Below are 16,142 nucleotides of genomic sequence, written 5' to 3' on the forward strand. Positions count from 1 at the left end.
ATGCCCAATTCATGCGTGCCCCCGGTTACTCCCTTGATTATGTTGGTTCGTGTCCCTTATTTCCCCCGGTGAAACGTGTAGCCCGAGGGCACGGGGCAAGACCTCTTATCCCCGCTCGATTACTTCGATCTCTCATCACTTTGCTTTGGCTCGTCATCTAATCCAGCAATCATCATTCCAACTTTCCCAGCCATAATGATCGAGACAAGCCAAATTAATCCTATCCATCCACCGATATCATATTGCATAGACAAAAATATCGGCACTGCCGGTCCAACAAAAATAACAAAGACAAACCCTAAAACAGCTCTGAACCCTGCTAGAGGATCACGAAAGAAGCCTTTTATGACGCGGATAGATCCATACACCAACAAAGCCAAAATAATTAGGCCTGCAATTGGATTCGAACCAACATCAGGGTTGTACCTAGCAAAAACAATGCATGGTGACAAACCCAACAAGAAAAATGTAAGCCTCATATTTACCTCCCCCCTTATAAATCGAACCAGGTTTTGAGCCGGATTTCATTTCTTCACCAGCCTCTCATTGCAAGCACAATACATGCGTGTCCCCGATTACCCCCCTTGTCCACGATTAGTTCCCCTGACCTTGTTATGCATTTAACTCAAATACACCCTTATTGGACATATAAAAATTGTAGTACGCAGAATGCAATGGTTGTTCAGCCGATTTGCACCAATAAACCTCTATGGTTCGTTCCTGTCATCTTTTCAGGAGTGCCACCAACCATAGAATCTCTGGCGCCATATGGATGAACTATCGTTTTCTCCATGAATTCTTGCGCCGCGTTCTGGGCTCTAGATTGAGCTGCTGCGTGAAGAGAAGCTCTTGATTCACTACCTACGCTCATTGCATCGCCACAGGTAATTACACCTGCATTAGATAACAGTGGAATAGCACCAAAAGCAGCCAAAAATTTAGCCTTCACTTAACCTCCTAGAATGCATAACGCCGCTCTCACCGGAATGACTTGCTACCACTTTCGTGGACACTTTTAGGCTTATTCATTCGATTTATTGTAAGAATCCATACGTGCTCTGAAACTCTCGATCTTTGATGGCGATACATACACGTATTCAACGATAGCTTTAAAGAACTCATCTAGAGCTAATACCTGGAGAGGATGCACATCCCTCTTATTTGCATGAGCACCAACATTACCAATGACCCTAAAAATATTTGAAGCCTCCGATAATGTTTTAGGTATTTCTCCCTTTTCTCCTAGTTCTTTCAATCGGAACATGAGGGTCAGGTCTTGCCCCGTGCGTTCAACCAATCTCGCCGCCACCAACGTCCCTACGGATTCCCCACCTTACGAAGCAGCCCCCACCGATATCGTGGCTCACCGTTAACTTTCTTTCTTTTTATCGGTGAGTTCCCCAGCAAAGACAACCCGCGTCCCAGCGATCATGTCATGAAACCCTTTCTGCTCCCGGGAAACCAGCACCGGAATAAAGAGGAAAACATTCAGGGACACCACTAGTGAGAACAGCAAGCAGCGGCGGAACCATTGAAAGCTGGATGGAGGCTGGCCGGTCTTCGCATCTATAACCTTCAAGCCAAATAGCCTTTTCCCCAGATGCAGACCTGTCAACCAGTACACAAAAAAACCGAGGGGTAACGCCAGCAGCATAAAGGCTTCAACAGGCATGAAACCTGTCACTAGCCCGGCTATCACGGCGATTTTATTGGTCAACATGATCACGCCTGAAACCAGCACCAAATCAATGACGAATGCCGGGATCCTGAGCAATGCTGTCTTCATTTCCATATGCCGATTCCTTTTTATTCTTTGTCCAAGGCAATAAAAAGCCCGGCAACGCCGGGCTCGTTATTCACTATTAATTATTCACTGCCTTTATTCAACCGTCACCGACTTCGCCAGATTCTGCGGCTGATCCGTCCCCCGGAGCACGGCCACGTGGCAGATGAGCAGCTGCAATAAGTGTCATCTCAGGTCAGCCGCGTACCGGGAAACCCGCGCAGCAAACCCACAGACGCCCTTTACCCCAATCGCTTGTTGCGGTTTCATCGACGCATTGCCGAAATACCACAAGAGAGCGCCAACCATGGATTTAGCACTCACGCATAAAACCGCCTTGGTCAGCGGGGCTCACCGCGGCACCGGCCATGTCATTGCCAGCACGTTGGCAGAAGAAGGCGCCACGGTGGCGCTTCATGCGTTTACCCAGCCGCAAGCCGATGAGGCCATCGCAGCCATCACGAATCCGGCGCTCAATATCGTCCCGGTGGTGGGCGACTTGCTCACCGATGACGGTGCCCAGCAAGTGATGAATCAACTGGCACAGCAGGGGTTACAGGTAGGCATCCTGATCAACAATTACGGCACCGCGCTAAGGGGGAAATGGGGCTCCCTCACCACCGAACAATGGCTGGAAGCCACCAATGTGAATGTACTCAGCGCCGTGCGCCTGATTCAGCACTGCACGCCGCACATGAGGGAAAGCCAGTGGGGACGCATCATCAACCTCAGCACCATTGGCGACCATCAGCCGAATTCCATCATGCCCCACTACTACGGTGCCAAGGCCGCGCTCTCCAATGCTTCCGTGAGCCTGGCCAAAGAACTCAGCCATACCGGCATCACCGTTAATACCGTCTCCCCCGGCCTGATTCACACGCCAGAAGTGGAACGCGCCTACCAGGCAAGGGCACAGAAAAAAGACTGGCCCACGGATTGGCAATCCTTGCAGGAAAAAATTGTAGAGCATGACTTCCCCAACCCCTGCGGCCGCCTGGCTACCCGCCAGGAAGTAGCGGATCTGGTGGTGTTCCTGGCCAGCTCGCGAGCGGGGTTTATTAATGGGCAGAATATTCGCGTGGATGGGGGTGCCGTACGATATGTTTGAATAATGATAGAGACAGATTCAAGACACGAGCTCTTGCATATGGAGAAATGAACGTAGAACACTGAATTCTGGAGAAAATGGCTCCCCTTCACCAGATTGCTATGAATTATCTTCGGCAACCTCATAGGCATTTTCGACATAGCTGGGGCCACGATCAATTACATTCTTTATCATTGGTGACAGGCTAAATAACACGCTCGCGATACTCATTGCCGCTATACCCGCAATAAATGGATCGATAGAGAAATCAACGTCGCTTATATAAAATAGATATACCGAAAGCCCGCAGGCCACTACGCCCAAGAAAAGCATCAAATTCAGCAACAGGAACACCTCTTTCGTAGATTTTTTCAACTTAGCAACTTTATGATTCGCCTTTGAAACAAGAACATCTACAAATTCACCTACTTGCAAAGAATGCTGATCGGCATCTATTTCTGCTTGAAAGCGGAGTACAGAATCTGCCTTATATTCGATGATTGGCAAATAAAAAACGGTTGTAGCGCCACCAGACCTCTGACGTGATTCTTTAATATCAACAATTTTACCTGTAACCAAGAAAGATTCAGCTATGAATTTTTCTCTCGTTTTCTTCGCAAGAATAGAGATACCAACAAACAAAAGTCCGGCCACCATGAACATTAAAGACCCCATATTCCTTCCCATTATTAATTTTTTACTGATATAGCCCCAGCTAAAGACACGGCATTATCCTGCTAACCTGGCCTCACTCATAGCACCCGAAAGAGATCAAACCTTGAATGTTTCCGTTCGCAATGATCCCTTGATAATCAGGTCTTGTCTCGTGCGCCCAGCAGCAAAGGGTAATCATTAAGTAATGACCCGACGATGAGGGGCTAGCTTGATGGATGGGCCGCCCTTGCGACCCATACACCACAACGCAATCAGACGTCGTTACATTTCACCTTTACTGATACGGTTCGGGATGTTGCAGCAGGATTTAGAGAATAGTTTTTGTTCACTTGCCCCGCACCTTCATCAACGTACTCAAACCCCTCACCATCGCAAACTTTCTTAGCCTTATCATCAATGTTCTTTCTTACCGCTTCCTCGCTCTTAAGAACACTGGCATGCCCATGTATCATGTAGGTGTTTTCATCAACGGCATTTACATTAAAATAGGTGCAGCCTGTCAGGAAAAAAGGAACAAGAAGTATCTTTTTCATATCAACTCTCAATTTAAATAAAATTATGCTTGGGCACCCCCGCTTCCAAGCCGGTCACTTTATACCAACCAATTATCCTTTTCTGTAAGCCATATCCTACAAAGCAAAGGAGCCGTTCTTTCAGCACAGATATTTTGAAAGACAGACCGATATCGAGTTCCGCTTGGCACCCACAAAAAAAGCCCGGCATCGCCGGGCTTTCATTATTAACTATTCACTATTAATTATTAATTGCCTTTACTCCACCGTCACCGACTTGGCCAGATTCCTTGGCTGATCCACATCGGTCCCGCGCAGCACCGCCACATGGTAGCTAAGCAGCTGCAAAGGCACGGTATAGACGATCGGGGAGATGGTTTCCGGTATCGCCGGCATGTTCAGTACGTGGATACCTTCACCTTCTTTTACGTGGGCATTCTTGTCGGCGAAGACATACAGTTCGCCGCCGCGGGCACGCACTTCCTGCAGGTTGGATTTCAGCTTTTCCAGCAGTTCGTCGTTGGGCGCCACGGAGACCACCGGCATTTCGCTGTCTACCAATGCCAGGGGGCCGTGCTTCAGCTCGCCGGCGGCGTAGGCTTCGGCATGGATGTAGGAAATTTCCTTTAGCTTGAGCGCCCCTTCCAGCGCCACCGGGAACTGTACGCCACGGCCCAGGAACAGGGCATGGTGTTTTTCCACGAACGCTTCGGAAAGTTTTTCGATGGGCTTGTCCAGCGCGGCGGCCTGTTCAATCAGGTTGGGCAGCTGGCGCAACTCTTCCAGGACTTTTTCAATCTCGCTGTCAGCCAGGCCTTTTTGCCTACTCAGTGCCAGCACCAGCATCAGCAACCCAACCAGCTGGGTGGTAAATGCCTTGGTGGACGCGACACCGATTTCCGGGCCGGCCTTGGTGAGGAACACCAGCTCCGATTCGCGCACCAGGGAGGAGCTATCCACATTACACACCGCCAGGCGACCCACGTAGTTGGGTGACTGGGTGTCACGCAGGGCCGCCAGGGTATCGGCGGTTTCGCCGCTTTGAGAAATGGTGACGAACAGGGTGCCTTCCGGCACCACGTGCTTGCGGTAGCGGAATTCACTGGCCACTTCCACCTGACAGGGAATGCCGGCGATGTCTTCCAGCCAGTAACGGGCCACCATACCGGCGTGATAGCTGGTGCCGCAGGCGACGATTTGTACGGTCTTTACCTTGTCGAAAATCGCCGGGGCTTTTTCGCCGAAGGCCTCGATCAGACTTGCCGGGTTGTCGATACGACCTTCCAGGGTTTTCTGGATTGCCGCCGGCTGCTCGAATATTTCCTTCTGCATGTAGTGGCGGTATTCACCCTTTTCCGCATCTTCATGGGTGCCGTCGAACTCGTGGGCTTCACGGGTTGCCGGATTGCCGGCCGCATCTACTATACGCACGCTGTCGGTGGTGATTTCTGCCTGGTCACCTTCTTCAAGGAAGATAAAGCGGTTGGTCACTGGCAGCAGGGCCAGCTGATCCGATGCGATGTAGTTTTCGTCAATGCCCAGACCAATGACCAGCGGGCTGCCAGAACGAACGGTGACCAGCTTGTGCGGTTCCGAGGCGTGAATGACGCCCAGTGCGTAAGCGCCATCCAGTTTTTTGGTGACCGCCTGCACGGCGTCAAAAAGATTCAGGCCACTGTCCAGCGCCTGGTGTACCAGGTGGACGATGACTTCCGTATCGGTCTGGGATTCGAAGTGGTAGCCGCTGGCTTCCAGTTCGTCTTTCAGTTCCTGAAAGTTTTCGATGATACCGTTATGCACCAGCGCCAGATCACCACCGGACATGTGCGGATGGGCATTGGCTTCTGACGGCTTGCCATGGGTGGCCCAACGGGTATGAGCAATGCCGGTGAAGCCTTGCGTCTGTTCTTGCGTGGCGGCCTCTTCCAAACCGGCAACCTTGCCCTGACGACGCACACGACTAATACCGCTGTCATTCAACAGTGCCACACCGGCGCTGTCGTAACCCCGGTACTCGAGCCGTTTGAGCCCGGTGATCAAGATGTTTGTCACGTTACGCTGGGCAATGGCCCCGACAATTCCGCACATGCTTAATTTTCCCTAATTCTGTTTCTGATAATGGATATTCGGATGGTGATAACGCCTATCTCCGCCCTACAGATACCGTTGTAACGCGGGTTGCGCTGTCAACTCTCCACTATCAACTGTCAACTTTTCTTCGTGGGGCGCTTCCAGTCGCTGACGTTGCGCTGTTGGCCACGGGCAACCGCAAGACCGTTGTCGTCCACATCCTTGGTGATGGTGCTGCCCGCCCCGACGGTGGCGTTTTGGCCGATGGTTACCGGGGCAACCAGTGACGAATTGGAACCAATAAAGGCGCCATCTTTCATCACTGTCTGGAATTTGTTGGCGCCATCGTAGTTGCAGGTAATCGTCCCCGCGCCCACGTTCACCCCTTTACCAATCTGGCTGTCACCGATGTAGGTCAGGTGGTTCACCTTTGAGCCTTCGCCGATGTAGGACTTTTTGGTTTCGACAAAGTTGCCCACCTTGGCGTTATCAGCCAGTTCCGTACCCGGCCGCAAGCGTGCATAAGGGCCTAGCTGGCAGTTTTCACCCACGATGGCACCGTCGATCAAGGTGTTGGCTTCTACCACCGTGCCGGCACCAATGTTGGCGTCGCGAAGAATGCAGTTGGGGCCGATGACCACGCCTTCGTCGATGGTCACGTCGCCATCGAGGATGACGTTGACATCAATGATCACATCACTGGCAATCTGCACGCTGCCACGGATATCCAGCCGAGCCGGATCGCGCAGGGTCACTCCATCGCGCATCAGGGTTTCCGCCTGGGCCTGCTGGAAAATACGCTCCAGTCTTGCCAGCTGAACACGGTCATTTACGCCATCCACTTCCCAACCTTCGTTGGGCTGCAGGGTTTCCACGTTCAGGCCGGACTGCGACGCCATGGCGATCAGGTCGGTGAGATAGTATTCACCCTGGGCATTGTTGCTGGAAAGTTTTGGCAGGCTTTCTTCCAGAAAACGGCGAGAGCACGCCAGAATGCCGGTATTGATTTCCTGAATGCCCAGCTCGGCTTCGCTGGCATCTTTCTGTTCCACAATGCGCTGCACATTGTTCTGCCCATCACGGACGATGCGGCCGTAGCCATTGGGATCATTCAGGGTCAGCGTCATTAGCGCCAGGGTGTTGTCGTCCACGGAGGCGACAAAATCTTTCAGGGTTTCCGGGCGGATCAAGGGGACATCACCATACAACACCAGCACCATGTCTTCTTTCACATGAGGCATGGCCTGCGCGACCGCATGGCCGGTGCCGAGCTGTTCGGCCTGCTCTGCCCAGGCCAGTTCACCGGTGACGGTGGCTTTTACCTGCTCGCCACCATGGCCATACACAATGACGATATTGGCCGGGTTCAGCGACGCCGCTGCATCAACCACGTGCTGCACCATGGGCTTACCTGCCACTGCGTGGAGCACCTTGGGCAGGGCGCTTTTCATACGCGTTCCCTTGCCCGCCGCCAGAATCACTACTGCTAGACTCATACCCTGTCCTTGTCTTTTTGCTTGCGCCAGTGCCTTGTTATACCACCGCGTCACTTCAGTTTCTGTACTTGTACCCTGTTTTATCCAGGCCATCTCACAATGACAGAAACAAAAAAGGGTAGCACTTGGCTACCCCCTTCTGTGTTGAAGAATTGCAAAAGATGCTTACCGCGTCTTTTTCTTCAACTGTTCGATGGCACGCAGCTGTGCAACGGCTTCTGCCAGAGTGGCGGCGGCACGGGAGTAATCCATTTCGGAACTCTTGCCTTCCAGCGCTTCTTTGGCACGGGCCTTGGCACGCTCTGCTTCAGCGGCGTCCATGTTTTCAGCGCGCTCTGCAGTATCCGCCAGTACGGTGACCAGCTTGGGCTGCACTTCCAGGAAGCCGCCGGATACGTAGAACACTTCTTCTTCACCATTCTGCTTCTTCACCCGTACCGGGCCCGGCTTGAGCCGGGTCAGCAGCGGGGCGTGGCCAGGCATGATACCGAGGTCACCTTCCACACCGGAAGCTACCACGATTTCAACCAGGCCGGAGAACAGCTGGCGTTCTGCACTTACAATGTCGCAATGCACGGTCATCGCCATTTGCTTGTCTCCCGGGTGCAGGTTACTTGCTACGCTTGTTGTAGGCTTCGATCACTTCGTCGATAGAGCCCTTCATGTAGAAGTCCTGCTCCGGGATGTGATCGTAATCACCGCCAAGGATGCCCTTGAAGCCCGCGAGGGTGTCTTTCAGGGAAACATACTTGCCCGGGGAGCCAGTAAATACTTCGGCCACGAAGAACGGCTGGGACAGGTAACGCTCGATCTTACGGGCACGAGATACGGTCAGTTTATCGTCTTCTGACAGCTCGTCCATACCCAGAATCGCGATGATGTCCTTCAGCTCCTTGAAGCGCTGCAGTACGGTTTGAACGCCACGCGCAATGTCGTAGTGCTCTTGACCGATAACCAGCGGATCCAGCTGACGAGAAGTGGAATCCAGCGGGTCGATCGCCGGGTAGATACCCTTGGAGGCGATGTCACGGCTCAGGGATACGGTGGAATCCAAGTGCGCGAAGGTGGTGGCCGGAGACGGGTCAGTCAAGTCATCCGCAGGTACGTATACCGCCTGTACGGAGGTAATGGAACCGGTCTTGGTGGAAGTAATACGCTCCTGCAGAACGCCCATCTCTTCCGCCAGTGTCGGCTGGTAACCTACCGCTGAAGGCATACGGCCCAGCAGTGCAGATACTTCGGTACCAGCCAGGGTGTAACGGTAGATGTTATCCACGAAGAACAGTACGTCGCGACCTTCGTCACGGAACTTCTCGGCCATGGTCAGACCGGTCAGCGCTACACGCAGACGGTTACCAGGCGGCTCGTTCATCTGACCGTACACCAGCGATACTTTATCCAGTACGTTGGAATCCTTCATTTCGTGGTAGAAGTCGTTACCCTCACGAGTACGCTCACCCACACCGGCAAACACGGAGAAACCGGAGTGCTCGATCGCGATGTTCCGGATCAGCTCCATCATGTTTACGGTTTTACCAACACCCGCACCACCGAACAGGCCGACCTTACCGCCTTTGGCGAAAGGACAAACCAGGTCGATTACCTTGATGCCGGTTTCCAGCAGTTCGTTGGTCGCTGCCTGGTCTGCATAAGTAGGTGCAGCACGGTGAATCGGCATACGCTCGTCTTCACCAATGGGGCCGGCCTCATCAATCGGGCGACCCAGCACGTCCATGATACGGCCCAAAGTCTTGGTGCCCACGGGAACCTGAATCGGCTCGCCGTTATCAGTCACGCCAAGGCCGCGCTTCAGACCTTCGGTGGAGCCCATGGCGATAGTACGTACCACGCCGTCGCCCAGCTGCTGCTGAACTTCCAGGGTGGTTTCAGTACCGTCCACGGAGAGGGCGTCATATACCTTCGGTACGGTTTCGCGTGGGAATTCCACGTCGATCACAGCACCGATGATCTGAACAATACGACCGCTACTCATGCTTGCATCCTCTTAACTTGCGTTTTTGCCGCGTTAATCTGCTTGACGATTAAACCGCAGCAGCACCACCAACGATTTCGGAGATTTCCTGCGTAATAGCAGCCTGGCGTGCTTTGTTGTACACCAATTGCAGATCACGAATGATGTCACCGGCGTTATCGCTGGCGGCCTTCATGGCGATCATACGTGCTGCCTGCTCACAGGCATTGTTTTCAACCACACCCTGATACACCTGAGACTCAATGAACCGCACCAGCAGTTCGTCGAGCAGCTCTTTCGGGGCTGGCTCGTAAATGTAGTCCCAGTGGCGCTTGAGCTCTTCATCGCTACCCGCTTCCAGCGGCAGCAACTGAATGTTCTTGGGCGACTGGGTCATGGTGTTCACGAATTCGTTGTACACGATGTACAAACGGTCGATCGCACCGCTTTCGTAGGCATCCAGCATCACCTTGATGGAACCGATCAGGTCATTCAGGTGCGGGGTATCCCCCAGGCCTGTGACATTCGCTTCCACGTTGCCGCCAACGCTCTTGAAGAAAGACATGCCCTTGGAACCGACTACGCAGTAGCTGGCCTTGACACCTTTTTCTTGCCATTCCTTCGCGCTTTTGACGACATTCTTGAGCAGGTTGACGTTGAGGCCACCGCAGAGGCCCCGGTCGGAGCTCACTACGATGTAGCCAACGTTCTTCACTTCCCGCTCTTGCAGGTAAACGTGCCGGTATTCCAGATCGGCGTTAGCCAGGTGAGCAACCACCTGACGCATACGGCTGGCGTACGGCTTGCTTGCCGACATACGCTCTTGCGCCTTACGCATCTTGGAGGCTGCTACCATTTCCATTGCACGAGTAATTTTCTTCGTGCTCTGGACGCTGGCAATCTTGCCTTTGATCTCTTTACCGCTGGCCATAGGAACGTTCCTTTATCAGCGAATTACCAGGTCTGGGTGGCTTTGAACTGATCGAGAGATTCTTTGATCTCAGCTTCGATCTCGCCGTTGTAGTCACCCTTCTCGTTGATTTTATCCATCAACGCTTTCTTTTCGCTGTTCATGTAGTCCAGCAGAGCGGCTTCGAAGGAGCCGATTTTCTCGACTTCCATACCTTTCAGGTAACCTTCGTTCGCGGCGTACAGCACAACACCCATTTCAGCAACGCTCATCGGGCTGTACTGCTTCTGCTTCATCAGCTCGGTAACGGCCTGACCATGCTCCAGCTGCTCGCGAGTAGAATCGTCGAGGTCGGAAGCGAACTGGGCGAATGCCGCCAGTTCACGGTACTGAGCCAGAGCCAGACGAATACCGCCACCCAGCTTCTTGACGATCTTGGTCTGGGCTGCACCACCTACACGGGATACAGATACACCGGCGTTCATCGCCGGGCGAATGCCGGAGTTGAACAGGTCGGTTTCCAGGAAGATCTGACCATCGGTGATGGAAATCACGTTGGTCGGTACGAAGGCAGAAACGTCACCACCCTGGGTTTCGATGATCGGCAACGCGGTCAAAGAACCGGTTTTGCCTTTCACTTCACCGTTGGTGAACTGCTCAACATAATCTTCGTTTACCTTGGCGGCGCGCTCCAGCAGACGGGAGTGCAGGTAGAACACGTCACCAGGGTAAGCTTCACGGCCCGGCGGACGACGCAGCAGCAGGGAGATTTGGCGATACGCCCACGCCTGCTTGGTCAGATCATCATAAACGATCAGTGCATCTTCACCGCGATCGCGGAAGTATTCGCCCATGGTGCAACCGGCAAACGGTGCCAGGAACTGCATGGAAGCCGGATCAGAAGCGGAGGCCGCAACGATGATGGTGTTTTCCATCGCGCCGTGCTCTTCCAGCTTGCGCACCACGTTGGCAATGGTGGATTGCTTCTGGCCGATGGCAACGTAGACACACTTAATGCCGGAGTCTTTCTGGTTGATGATCGCATCAACCGCAACGGCGGTCTTACCGATCTGGCGGTCACCAATGATCAGCTCACGCTGACCACGGCCGATTGGCACCATGGCATCGATAGACTTGTAACCGGTCTGAACAGGCTCGTTAACTTCACGACGCCAGATAACGCCAGGCGCTACCTTTTCAACCGCATCGGTCTGCTTGGCATCGATCGGGCCTTTGCCATCGATCGGGTTACCCAGAGCGTCAACCACACGACCCAGCATTTCGGGGCCAGTGGGGACTTCCAGAATGCGACCGGTACAACGGACTTTCTGACCTTCAGCCAGGCCCAGGTAATCACCCAGTACCACGGCGCCGACAGAATCCTGCTCCAGGTTAAGGGCCATGCCGTAGATGCCGCCCTCAAACTCGATCATCTCGCCGAACATCACGTCGGCCAGACCATGAATGCGCACAATACCATCAGATACGGAAACCACCGTACCTTCGTTGCGTGCTTCGGTGGAGGTATCAAGTTTCGCGATGCGCGACTTGATAATCTCGCTGATTTCGGACGGGTTGAGTTGCTGCATCTCTAATCCCTCAAACTCAAGAGTTCAGTTGCTCTGCCAGACGGTTAAGTCGGCCGCGCACACTGCCATCAATTACGGTATCGCCGGCTCGCACCAGCACGCCCCCAATCAGGGATTGGTCGACGGAAGTCGTGACATTCACTTCCGTTCCAAGGCGTTTCTTAAGCGCTGCTACCAGCTTGTCGGTAGCGGCATCGTCCAACTCGAATGCAGAGATCATCTCCACATCGGTGAACTGCTGCTGTTCGGCCAGAAGCTCGTGGAACAGTTGCAGGATGATTGGCAAAAGCGGCAGACGCTTGTTTTGCGTCAGTTGCGCAACGAAGTTGCGCACGCTTTCGTCCAGCTCATCACCACAGACTTCTGCAAAGGCAGAAGCCTTGGTGGCGTCATCCAGTTCCGGCTGGTCAAGGTAGGCACGCATGGAGGCATCACCTGCCACTGCTGCTGCCAGGCCCAGCATCTTCTCCCACTGCTCCAGGGCATCGTGTTCTTTTGCAAACACAAATGCGGCCTTGGCGTAGGGGCGTGCGATGGTGGTCAGTTCAGCCATGGGTTACCCGTATTCTCAGAGTTCAGCCGCCAGCTGCTCAAGCAACTGCGTGTGTGCGTCCTGGTTTACTTCGTTGCCCAGTACCTTTTCGGCACCGCTCAACGCCAGTACAGCCACTTCTTTACGCAATTGCTCGCGAGCCTGATTAACCTCTTGGTCAATCTCAGACTGGGCCTTGGCAATCAGACGCTCACCTTCGGTGCGCGCTGCATCTTTTGCCTCTTCCACAATCTGATTAGCCCGGCGATTGGCCTGATCAATAATTTCGGCCGCCTTCTCTTTAGATTCTTTGAGATTGGCGGTCGCCTTTTCCTGCGCCAGCTCCAGATCACGCTCTGCCCGATCCGCGGCACTCAGGCCTTCGGCAATCTTCTGCTTACGCTCATCCAGCGCCCGTGAAATCGGGGGCCAAACGAACTTCATGCAGAAGAACACAAACAGGGCAAACCAAATGGCCTGGCCAATTAGTGTCGCATTAATATTCATGCCAACACCTCAATCCGCGTTGCTTTAGATTTCCCTAAATCGGGGCTTAAACGTTAAAGCGCGATTTACTGGAAAATCAGCAGGAACGCGATAGCGATACAGATAATCGGCACAGCATCCAGCAGACCAGCGATGATGAACATGCGGGTTTGCAGCATCGGAGCCAGTTCCGGTTGACGAGCCACAGACTCGAGAAAACGGCCACCCATCATGCCGAAGCCCAGACCTGCGCCGATGGCCGCGAGGCCAGCTACGATAGCAGCAGCAAGAAATTGAATGCCTTCCATCTTTACACTCCCGTTAAGTGCTTGGTTGGTTTAATTAAAAACCGGTTTAAAAAATCTTAGTGGTCTTCGACCGCCATGCTCAGGTACACGATTGTGAGTACCATGAAGATAAATGCCTGCAGGGTGATAACCAGAATGTGGAATACCGCCCAGGGCCAGGCACCAATAAACTGCCAGGCGCCCATCATGGCAGCCAGCATAATGAATACGAACTCACCGGCGTACATGTTGCCGAACAGTCGCAGACCCAGTGAAACCGGCTTGGCCAGCAGACCGATGGTCTCCAGCAGCAGGTTCACAGGCATAAGCAGAGCCTTCAGGACCGGATTGCTGGCCTCGAACGGATGCAATGTCAGGGTACCCACAAAACCGCCCAGACCTTTTGCCTTTATGGTGAAGAAGATCACCAGCAGCATCACAGAGAAGGACATGGACAGGGTAATGTTCGGGTCGGTGCTGGGCACGATCTTGAAGTAGGCTTCCTGGGCAGTCCAGCCGAAGAAGGACGTCATGATCCAGCTAAAGGTGCCCGGAATGAAATCAACCGGGATCAGATCCATCAGGTTCATCAGGAACACCCAGCAGAAGATCACCAGTGACAGCGGCGCCACCAGTTTGCTCTTGCCGTGGAAGGAGTCGCGAACCTGGGTATCAATAAATTCAATAATGCTTTCGACGAAGTTCAGGAAGCCGGAAGGAACGCCGGCGGTGGCCTTGCGGGCACCCATCCAGAACAACAGGCACATGATGATGCCGAGACCGCCAGACCAGGCGAGAGAGTCCACGTGGAATGCTGCGAAGCCCATGTCTTTGGCTTCGTTACCGTTACAGGCAAAGGTCCAGGTGCTTTCGGTCAGGGTTTGCGTATCGCGGCCGTCACACTCACGGACATAGCCGGCCGGCAGTTCGCCATAGGTCAGATTACCCAAGTGGTGCTTGATGTAGTCTTGCGCGTTACTACCAGCCATAGAATGCCTACAGTCTCAGTCGTTTTGCCCGTCTTGCCCTGCTGTGCGTCCGTCGAGACGCGCAACCTGAATCCAGCCCACGACCTGGGCGATCAGGAAGCCTAACAGCAGAACCATTGCACTTTTCATTTCCCGCGCTTCAGGGACCTTGGAGAATGTCAGCCAGAACAGCAACAACATGATTGCGATCTTGCCCATCTCGGCCCGCATCGCTGCGGTGGCCATGCGTTTTGGCGCACGGTTGCCCGGGTGCATCCATATCTGGAAACCGCCCCAGGCATAAGCGATCAGGCTGATAGTGCCGCCCCAGGCAGCCACCAGACCGGCGAATACGCCAGCCAACCCGGTTACCAGCAGCCCAAACGCCACAATAGTGGTTAGCTGAGCGCGCATTAAACCCCAGAACAGAGCTCTGTCGGGCTGAAATTCGTTGCTGGTCACCGTGAGCCTCTTGGCCGATGCAAAGTGATGCCACATCAGGCGCTAAGGTCTCGGGCACCCCTGATCTTTAGCGCGGCGAAGTATATGGAGTTGGCACGCAAGAGGCAACCGCCGTACGCGGATTGTTGGTCAAACTTCGCGCATCAGGAACGACTTTTCGCAGCAGGATGTGCACAAAACAAGAATGAACCTGATTCAGTAAAAAGAATGCCCAAATGCGTGTTTTTTGTATACCTGCGTGATGAGGCAATGACGCCGGAGCCACAGGCCTCACGGACAGAACAACGCCAGATTGTCTGGCCGCCAACGAACCGGCACCGCGACAATGACTCTGCAGCCTGCACGGGGAAACAGCTTGTTGCAATCTTCCCGCCGCAGGCAGCGTCATTCGATTATTTGATATGCGCCAGAATACCGTCCAGCTCGTCCAGGTTGTTGTAGCTGATCACCAGCTTGCCCTTCTTGCCTTGCTGCTGGATCTGCACCGGTGCCCCGAGGCGATCCGACAGGTCGCTGATCAACGCCTTCACGTTGGGATCTTCCTTTGGCGCCGCTGGTTTGACCGGTTTCGCTTTCTCGAAATCCCGGACCAGCTCTTCGGTCTGGCGCACCGACAGCCCCTTGGCGACCACGGTGCGAGCGGCTTCGATCTGCTTGTTGCCCGTCAGGGCCAGCAGCGCACGGGCATGGCCCATTTCCAGATCGCCGTGCTCAAGCAGCTTTTTGACGTCGGATTCCAGGCTCATCAGACGCAGCAGGTTGGTGACCATGGCGCGGGATTTGCCCACCGCATCCGCCACCTGCTGGTGGGTAAGACCAAACTCTTCTTTCAGGCGACCCAGCGCAATGGCCTCTTCCATGGGATTGAGGTTTTCCCGCTGGATATTCTCGATCAACGCCATGGCAATGGCGGCTTCGTCGGGCACCTCGCGGATCACCGCCGGAATGGTATCCAGCTCGGCCATCTGCGCGGCGCGCCAGCGGCGCTCACCGGCAATAATTTCGTAACGCTTGTCACCCAGAGGGCGCACCACGATGGGCTGCATGACGCCCTGGGCGCGGATGGACTCGGCCAGCTCTTCCAGCGCATCCGGGGACATGTCCCGGCGTGGCTGGTAGCGGCCCCGCTCCATGCACCCCACCGGCAGGTGGCGCAATTCGCCATCGCGGGGGCGCTGATCGGGCTCACCCGTGGCTTCACCCTCGTTGTTCTGCAGGCTCACTTCTTCCTGGTGCCGCTGATAGGACTCATTGCTGCTAAGCAGGGCATCCAGGCCCTTGCTGAGACCGCGTTTACGCTTTGCCGCCATGAT

Annotated in this window: 19 protein-coding genes; 1 reads left to right on the forward strand and 18 read right to left on the reverse strand. The window is 54.1% G+C overall.

Going from position 1 to position 16,142, the window contains the following annotated elements; genetic code table 11:
* Positions 1 to 119: 119 nt before the first annotated feature.
* The 4 genes from F1529_RS00580 to F1529_RS00595 all read right to left on the reverse strand — a co-directional run bounded on the left by F1529_RS00580 (position 120) and on the right by F1529_RS00595 (position 1,792).
* A complete protein-coding gene (locus tag F1529_RS00580; RefSeq protein ID WP_155131142.1) occupies positions 120 to 479 on the reverse strand; it encodes a hypothetical protein in 360 nt (119 codons plus the stop codon).
* Between the two features lie 203 nt (positions 480 to 682).
* A complete protein-coding gene (locus tag F1529_RS00585) occupies positions 683 to 949 on the reverse strand; it encodes a hypothetical protein (protein ID WP_155131145.1) in 267 nt (88 codons plus the stop codon).
* Positions 950 to 1,021: 72 nt separating this feature from the next.
* Positions 1,022 to 1,297, reverse strand: coding sequence for a DUF4145 domain-containing protein (locus F1529_RS00590; protein ID WP_155131148.1), 276 nt, complete (start codon positions 1,295 to 1,297; stop codon positions 1,022 to 1,024).
* Between the two features lie 72 nt (positions 1,298 to 1,369).
* The gene (locus F1529_RS00595) at positions 1,370 to 1,792 is read right to left on the reverse strand and encodes an RDD family protein (RefSeq protein WP_155131151.1); all 423 of its coding nucleotides are present in this window, start codon (positions 1,790 to 1,792) and stop codon (positions 1,370 to 1,372) included.
* 298 nt (positions 1,793 to 2,090) lie between these two features.
* Here F1529_RS00595 and F1529_RS00600 point away from each other — a divergent pair, with 298 nt between their 5' ends.
* Positions 2,091 to 2,891 (forward strand): SDR family NAD(P)-dependent oxidoreductase, encoded by an 801-nt coding sequence (locus F1529_RS00600; protein ID WP_155131154.1) that lies wholly within the window; start codon positions 2,091 to 2,093, stop codon positions 2,889 to 2,891.
* Positions 2,892 to 2,990: 99 nt separating this feature from the next.
* Here F1529_RS00600 and F1529_RS00605 read toward each other — a convergent pair whose 3' ends face one another.
* The 14 genes from F1529_RS00605 to F1529_RS00670 form a co-directional block, all read right to left on the reverse strand.
* Positions 2,991 to 3,545 (reverse strand): DUF3592 domain-containing protein, encoded by a 555-nt coding sequence (locus tag F1529_RS00605; protein ID WP_155131157.1) that lies wholly within the window; start codon positions 3,543 to 3,545, stop codon positions 2,991 to 2,993.
* A gap of 251 nt (positions 3,546 to 3,796) precedes the next feature.
* On the reverse strand, positions 3,797 to 4,078 hold the full coding sequence (locus F1529_RS00610) for a hypothetical protein (RefSeq protein ID WP_155131160.1): 282 nt from the start codon (positions 4,076 to 4,078) through the stop codon (positions 3,797 to 3,799).
* A gap of 237 nt (positions 4,079 to 4,315) precedes the next feature.
* On the reverse strand, positions 4,316 to 6,145 hold the full coding sequence (gene glmS, locus F1529_RS00615; RefSeq protein ID WP_155131163.1) for a glutamine--fructose-6-phosphate transaminase (isomerizing): 1,830 nt from the start codon (positions 6,143 to 6,145) through the stop codon (positions 4,316 to 4,318).
* A 119-nt stretch (positions 6,146 to 6,264) separates the two neighbouring features.
* Positions 6,265 to 7,623 (reverse strand): bifunctional UDP-N-acetylglucosamine diphosphorylase/glucosamine-1-phosphate N-acetyltransferase GlmU, encoded by a 1,359-nt coding sequence (gene glmU / locus F1529_RS00620; protein WP_155131166.1) that lies wholly within the window; start codon positions 7,621 to 7,623, stop codon positions 6,265 to 6,267.
* Positions 7,624 to 7,788: 165 nt separating this feature from the next.
* Entirely contained in the window at positions 7,789 to 8,211 is a 423-nt protein-coding gene (locus F1529_RS00625; RefSeq protein WP_007150605.1) for a F0F1 ATP synthase subunit epsilon, read from the reverse strand.
* Positions 8,212 to 8,233: 22 nt separating this feature from the next.
* Entirely contained in the window at positions 8,234 to 9,616 is a 1,383-nt protein-coding gene (gene atpD / locus F1529_RS00630; RefSeq protein WP_007149423.1) for a F0F1 ATP synthase subunit beta, read from the reverse strand.
* 49 nt (positions 9,617 to 9,665) lie between these two features.
* A complete protein-coding gene (gene atpG / locus F1529_RS00635; protein ID WP_007150649.1) occupies positions 9,666 to 10,526 on the reverse strand; it encodes a F0F1 ATP synthase subunit gamma in 861 nt (286 codons plus the stop codon).
* 23 nt (positions 10,527 to 10,549) lie between these two features.
* Complete coding sequence (gene atpA / locus F1529_RS00640; RefSeq protein WP_007151537.1) at positions 10,550 to 12,094, reverse strand: F0F1 ATP synthase subunit alpha; 1,545 nt, start codon at positions 12,092 to 12,094, stop codon at positions 10,550 to 10,552.
* A gap of 16 nt (positions 12,095 to 12,110) precedes the next feature.
* Positions 12,111 to 12,647, reverse strand: coding sequence for a F0F1 ATP synthase subunit delta (locus F1529_RS00645; protein ID WP_007148826.1), 537 nt, complete (start codon positions 12,645 to 12,647; stop codon positions 12,111 to 12,113).
* A 15-nt stretch (positions 12,648 to 12,662) separates the two neighbouring features.
* Complete coding sequence (locus F1529_RS00650; protein WP_007148941.1) at positions 12,663 to 13,133, reverse strand: F0F1 ATP synthase subunit B; 471 nt, start codon at positions 13,131 to 13,133, stop codon at positions 12,663 to 12,665.
* Positions 13,134 to 13,198: 65 nt separating this feature from the next.
* Positions 13,199 to 13,420, reverse strand: coding sequence for a F0F1 ATP synthase subunit C (atpE, locus tag F1529_RS00655; protein ID WP_007151035.1), 222 nt, complete (start codon positions 13,418 to 13,420; stop codon positions 13,199 to 13,201).
* 56 nt (positions 13,421 to 13,476) lie between these two features.
* On the reverse strand, positions 13,477 to 14,388 hold the full coding sequence (gene atpB, locus F1529_RS00660) for a F0F1 ATP synthase subunit A (protein WP_007149904.1): 912 nt from the start codon (positions 14,386 to 14,388) through the stop codon (positions 13,477 to 13,479).
* A gap of 15 nt (positions 14,389 to 14,403) precedes the next feature.
* Positions 14,404 to 14,781 carry an ATP synthase subunit I gene (locus F1529_RS00665; RefSeq protein ID WP_007149221.1) on the reverse strand — a complete coding sequence of 126 codons (378 nt, stop codon included), beginning with the start codon at positions 14,779 to 14,781 and terminating at the stop codon, positions 14,404 to 14,406.
* Positions 14,782 to 15,221: 440 nt separating this feature from the next.
* Complete coding sequence (locus F1529_RS00670; protein WP_155131169.1) at positions 15,222 to 16,139, reverse strand: ParB/RepB/Spo0J family partition protein; 918 nt, start codon at positions 16,137 to 16,139, stop codon at positions 15,222 to 15,224.
* Positions 16,140 to 16,142 lie beyond the last annotated feature (3 nt).

The sequence above is a fragment of the Alcanivorax sp. VBW004 genome (assembly GCF_009718865.1).
GTDB lineage: Bacteria > Pseudomonadota > Gammaproteobacteria > Pseudomonadales > Alcanivoracaceae > Alcanivorax.

What these genes read in the sequence shown, in the direction of transcription:
- F1529_RS00645 (WP_007148826.1), bottom strand. Translation starts at nt 12,647, where the DNA reads ATGGCTGAACTGACCACCATCGCACGCCCCTACGCCAAGGCCGCATTT.
- atpB (WP_007149904.1), bottom strand. Translation starts at nt 14,388, where the DNA reads ATGGCTGGTAGTAACGCGCAAGACTACATCAAGCACCACTTGGGTAAT.
- atpA (WP_007151537.1), bottom strand. Translation starts at nt 12,094, where the DNA reads ATGCAGCAACTCAACCCGTCCGAAATCAGCGAGATTATCAAGTCGCGC.
- F1529_RS00610 (WP_155131160.1), bottom strand. Translation starts at nt 4,078, where the DNA reads ATGAAAAAGATACTTCTTGTTCCTTTTTTCCTGACAGGCTGCACCTAT.
- glmU (WP_155131166.1), bottom strand. Translation starts at nt 7,623, where the DNA reads ATGAGTCTAGCAGTAGTGATTCTGGCGGCGGGCAAGGGAACGCGTATG.
- atpD (WP_007149423.1), bottom strand. Translation starts at nt 9,616, where the DNA reads ATGAGTAGCGGTCGTATTGTTCAGATCATCGGTGCTGTGATCGACGTG.
- F1529_RS00665 (WP_007149221.1), bottom strand. Translation starts at nt 14,781, where the DNA reads ATGCGCGCTCAGCTAACCACTATTGTGGCGTTTGGGCTGCTGGTAACC.
- atpE (WP_007151035.1), bottom strand. Translation starts at nt 13,420, where the DNA reads ATGGAAGGCATTCAATTTCTTGCTGCTGCTATCGTAGCTGGCCTCGCG.
- F1529_RS00650 (WP_007148941.1), bottom strand. Translation starts at nt 13,133, where the DNA reads ATGAATATTAATGCGACACTAATTGGCCAGGCCATTTGGTTTGCCCTG.
- F1529_RS00625 (WP_007150605.1), bottom strand. Translation starts at nt 8,211, where the DNA reads ATGGCGATGACCGTGCATTGCGACATTGTAAGTGCAGAACGCCAGCTG.
- F1529_RS00595 (WP_155131151.1), bottom strand. Translation starts at nt 1,792, where the DNA reads ATGGAAATGAAGACAGCATTGCTCAGGATCCCGGCATTCGTCATTGAT.
- F1529_RS00605 (WP_155131157.1), bottom strand. Translation starts at nt 3,545, where the DNA reads ATGGGGTCTTTAATGTTCATGGTGGCCGGACTTTTGTTTGTTGGTATC.
- F1529_RS00580 (WP_155131142.1), bottom strand. Translation starts at nt 479, where the DNA reads ATGAGGCTTACATTTTTCTTGTTGGGTTTGTCACCATGCATTGTTTTT.
- atpG (WP_007150649.1), bottom strand. Translation starts at nt 10,526, where the DNA reads ATGGCCAGCGGTAAAGAGATCAAAGGCAAGATTGCCAGCGTCCAGAGC.
- F1529_RS00600 (WP_155131154.1), top strand. Translation starts at nt 2,091, where the DNA reads ATGGATTTAGCACTCACGCATAAAACCGCCTTGGTCAGCGGGGCTCAC.
- F1529_RS00670 (WP_155131169.1), bottom strand. Translation starts at nt 16,139, where the DNA reads ATGGCGGCAAAGCGTAAACGCGGTCTCAGCAAGGGCCTGGATGCCCTG.
- glmS (WP_155131163.1), bottom strand. Translation starts at nt 6,145, where the DNA reads ATGTGCGGAATTGTCGGGGCCATTGCCCAGCGTAACGTGACAAACATC.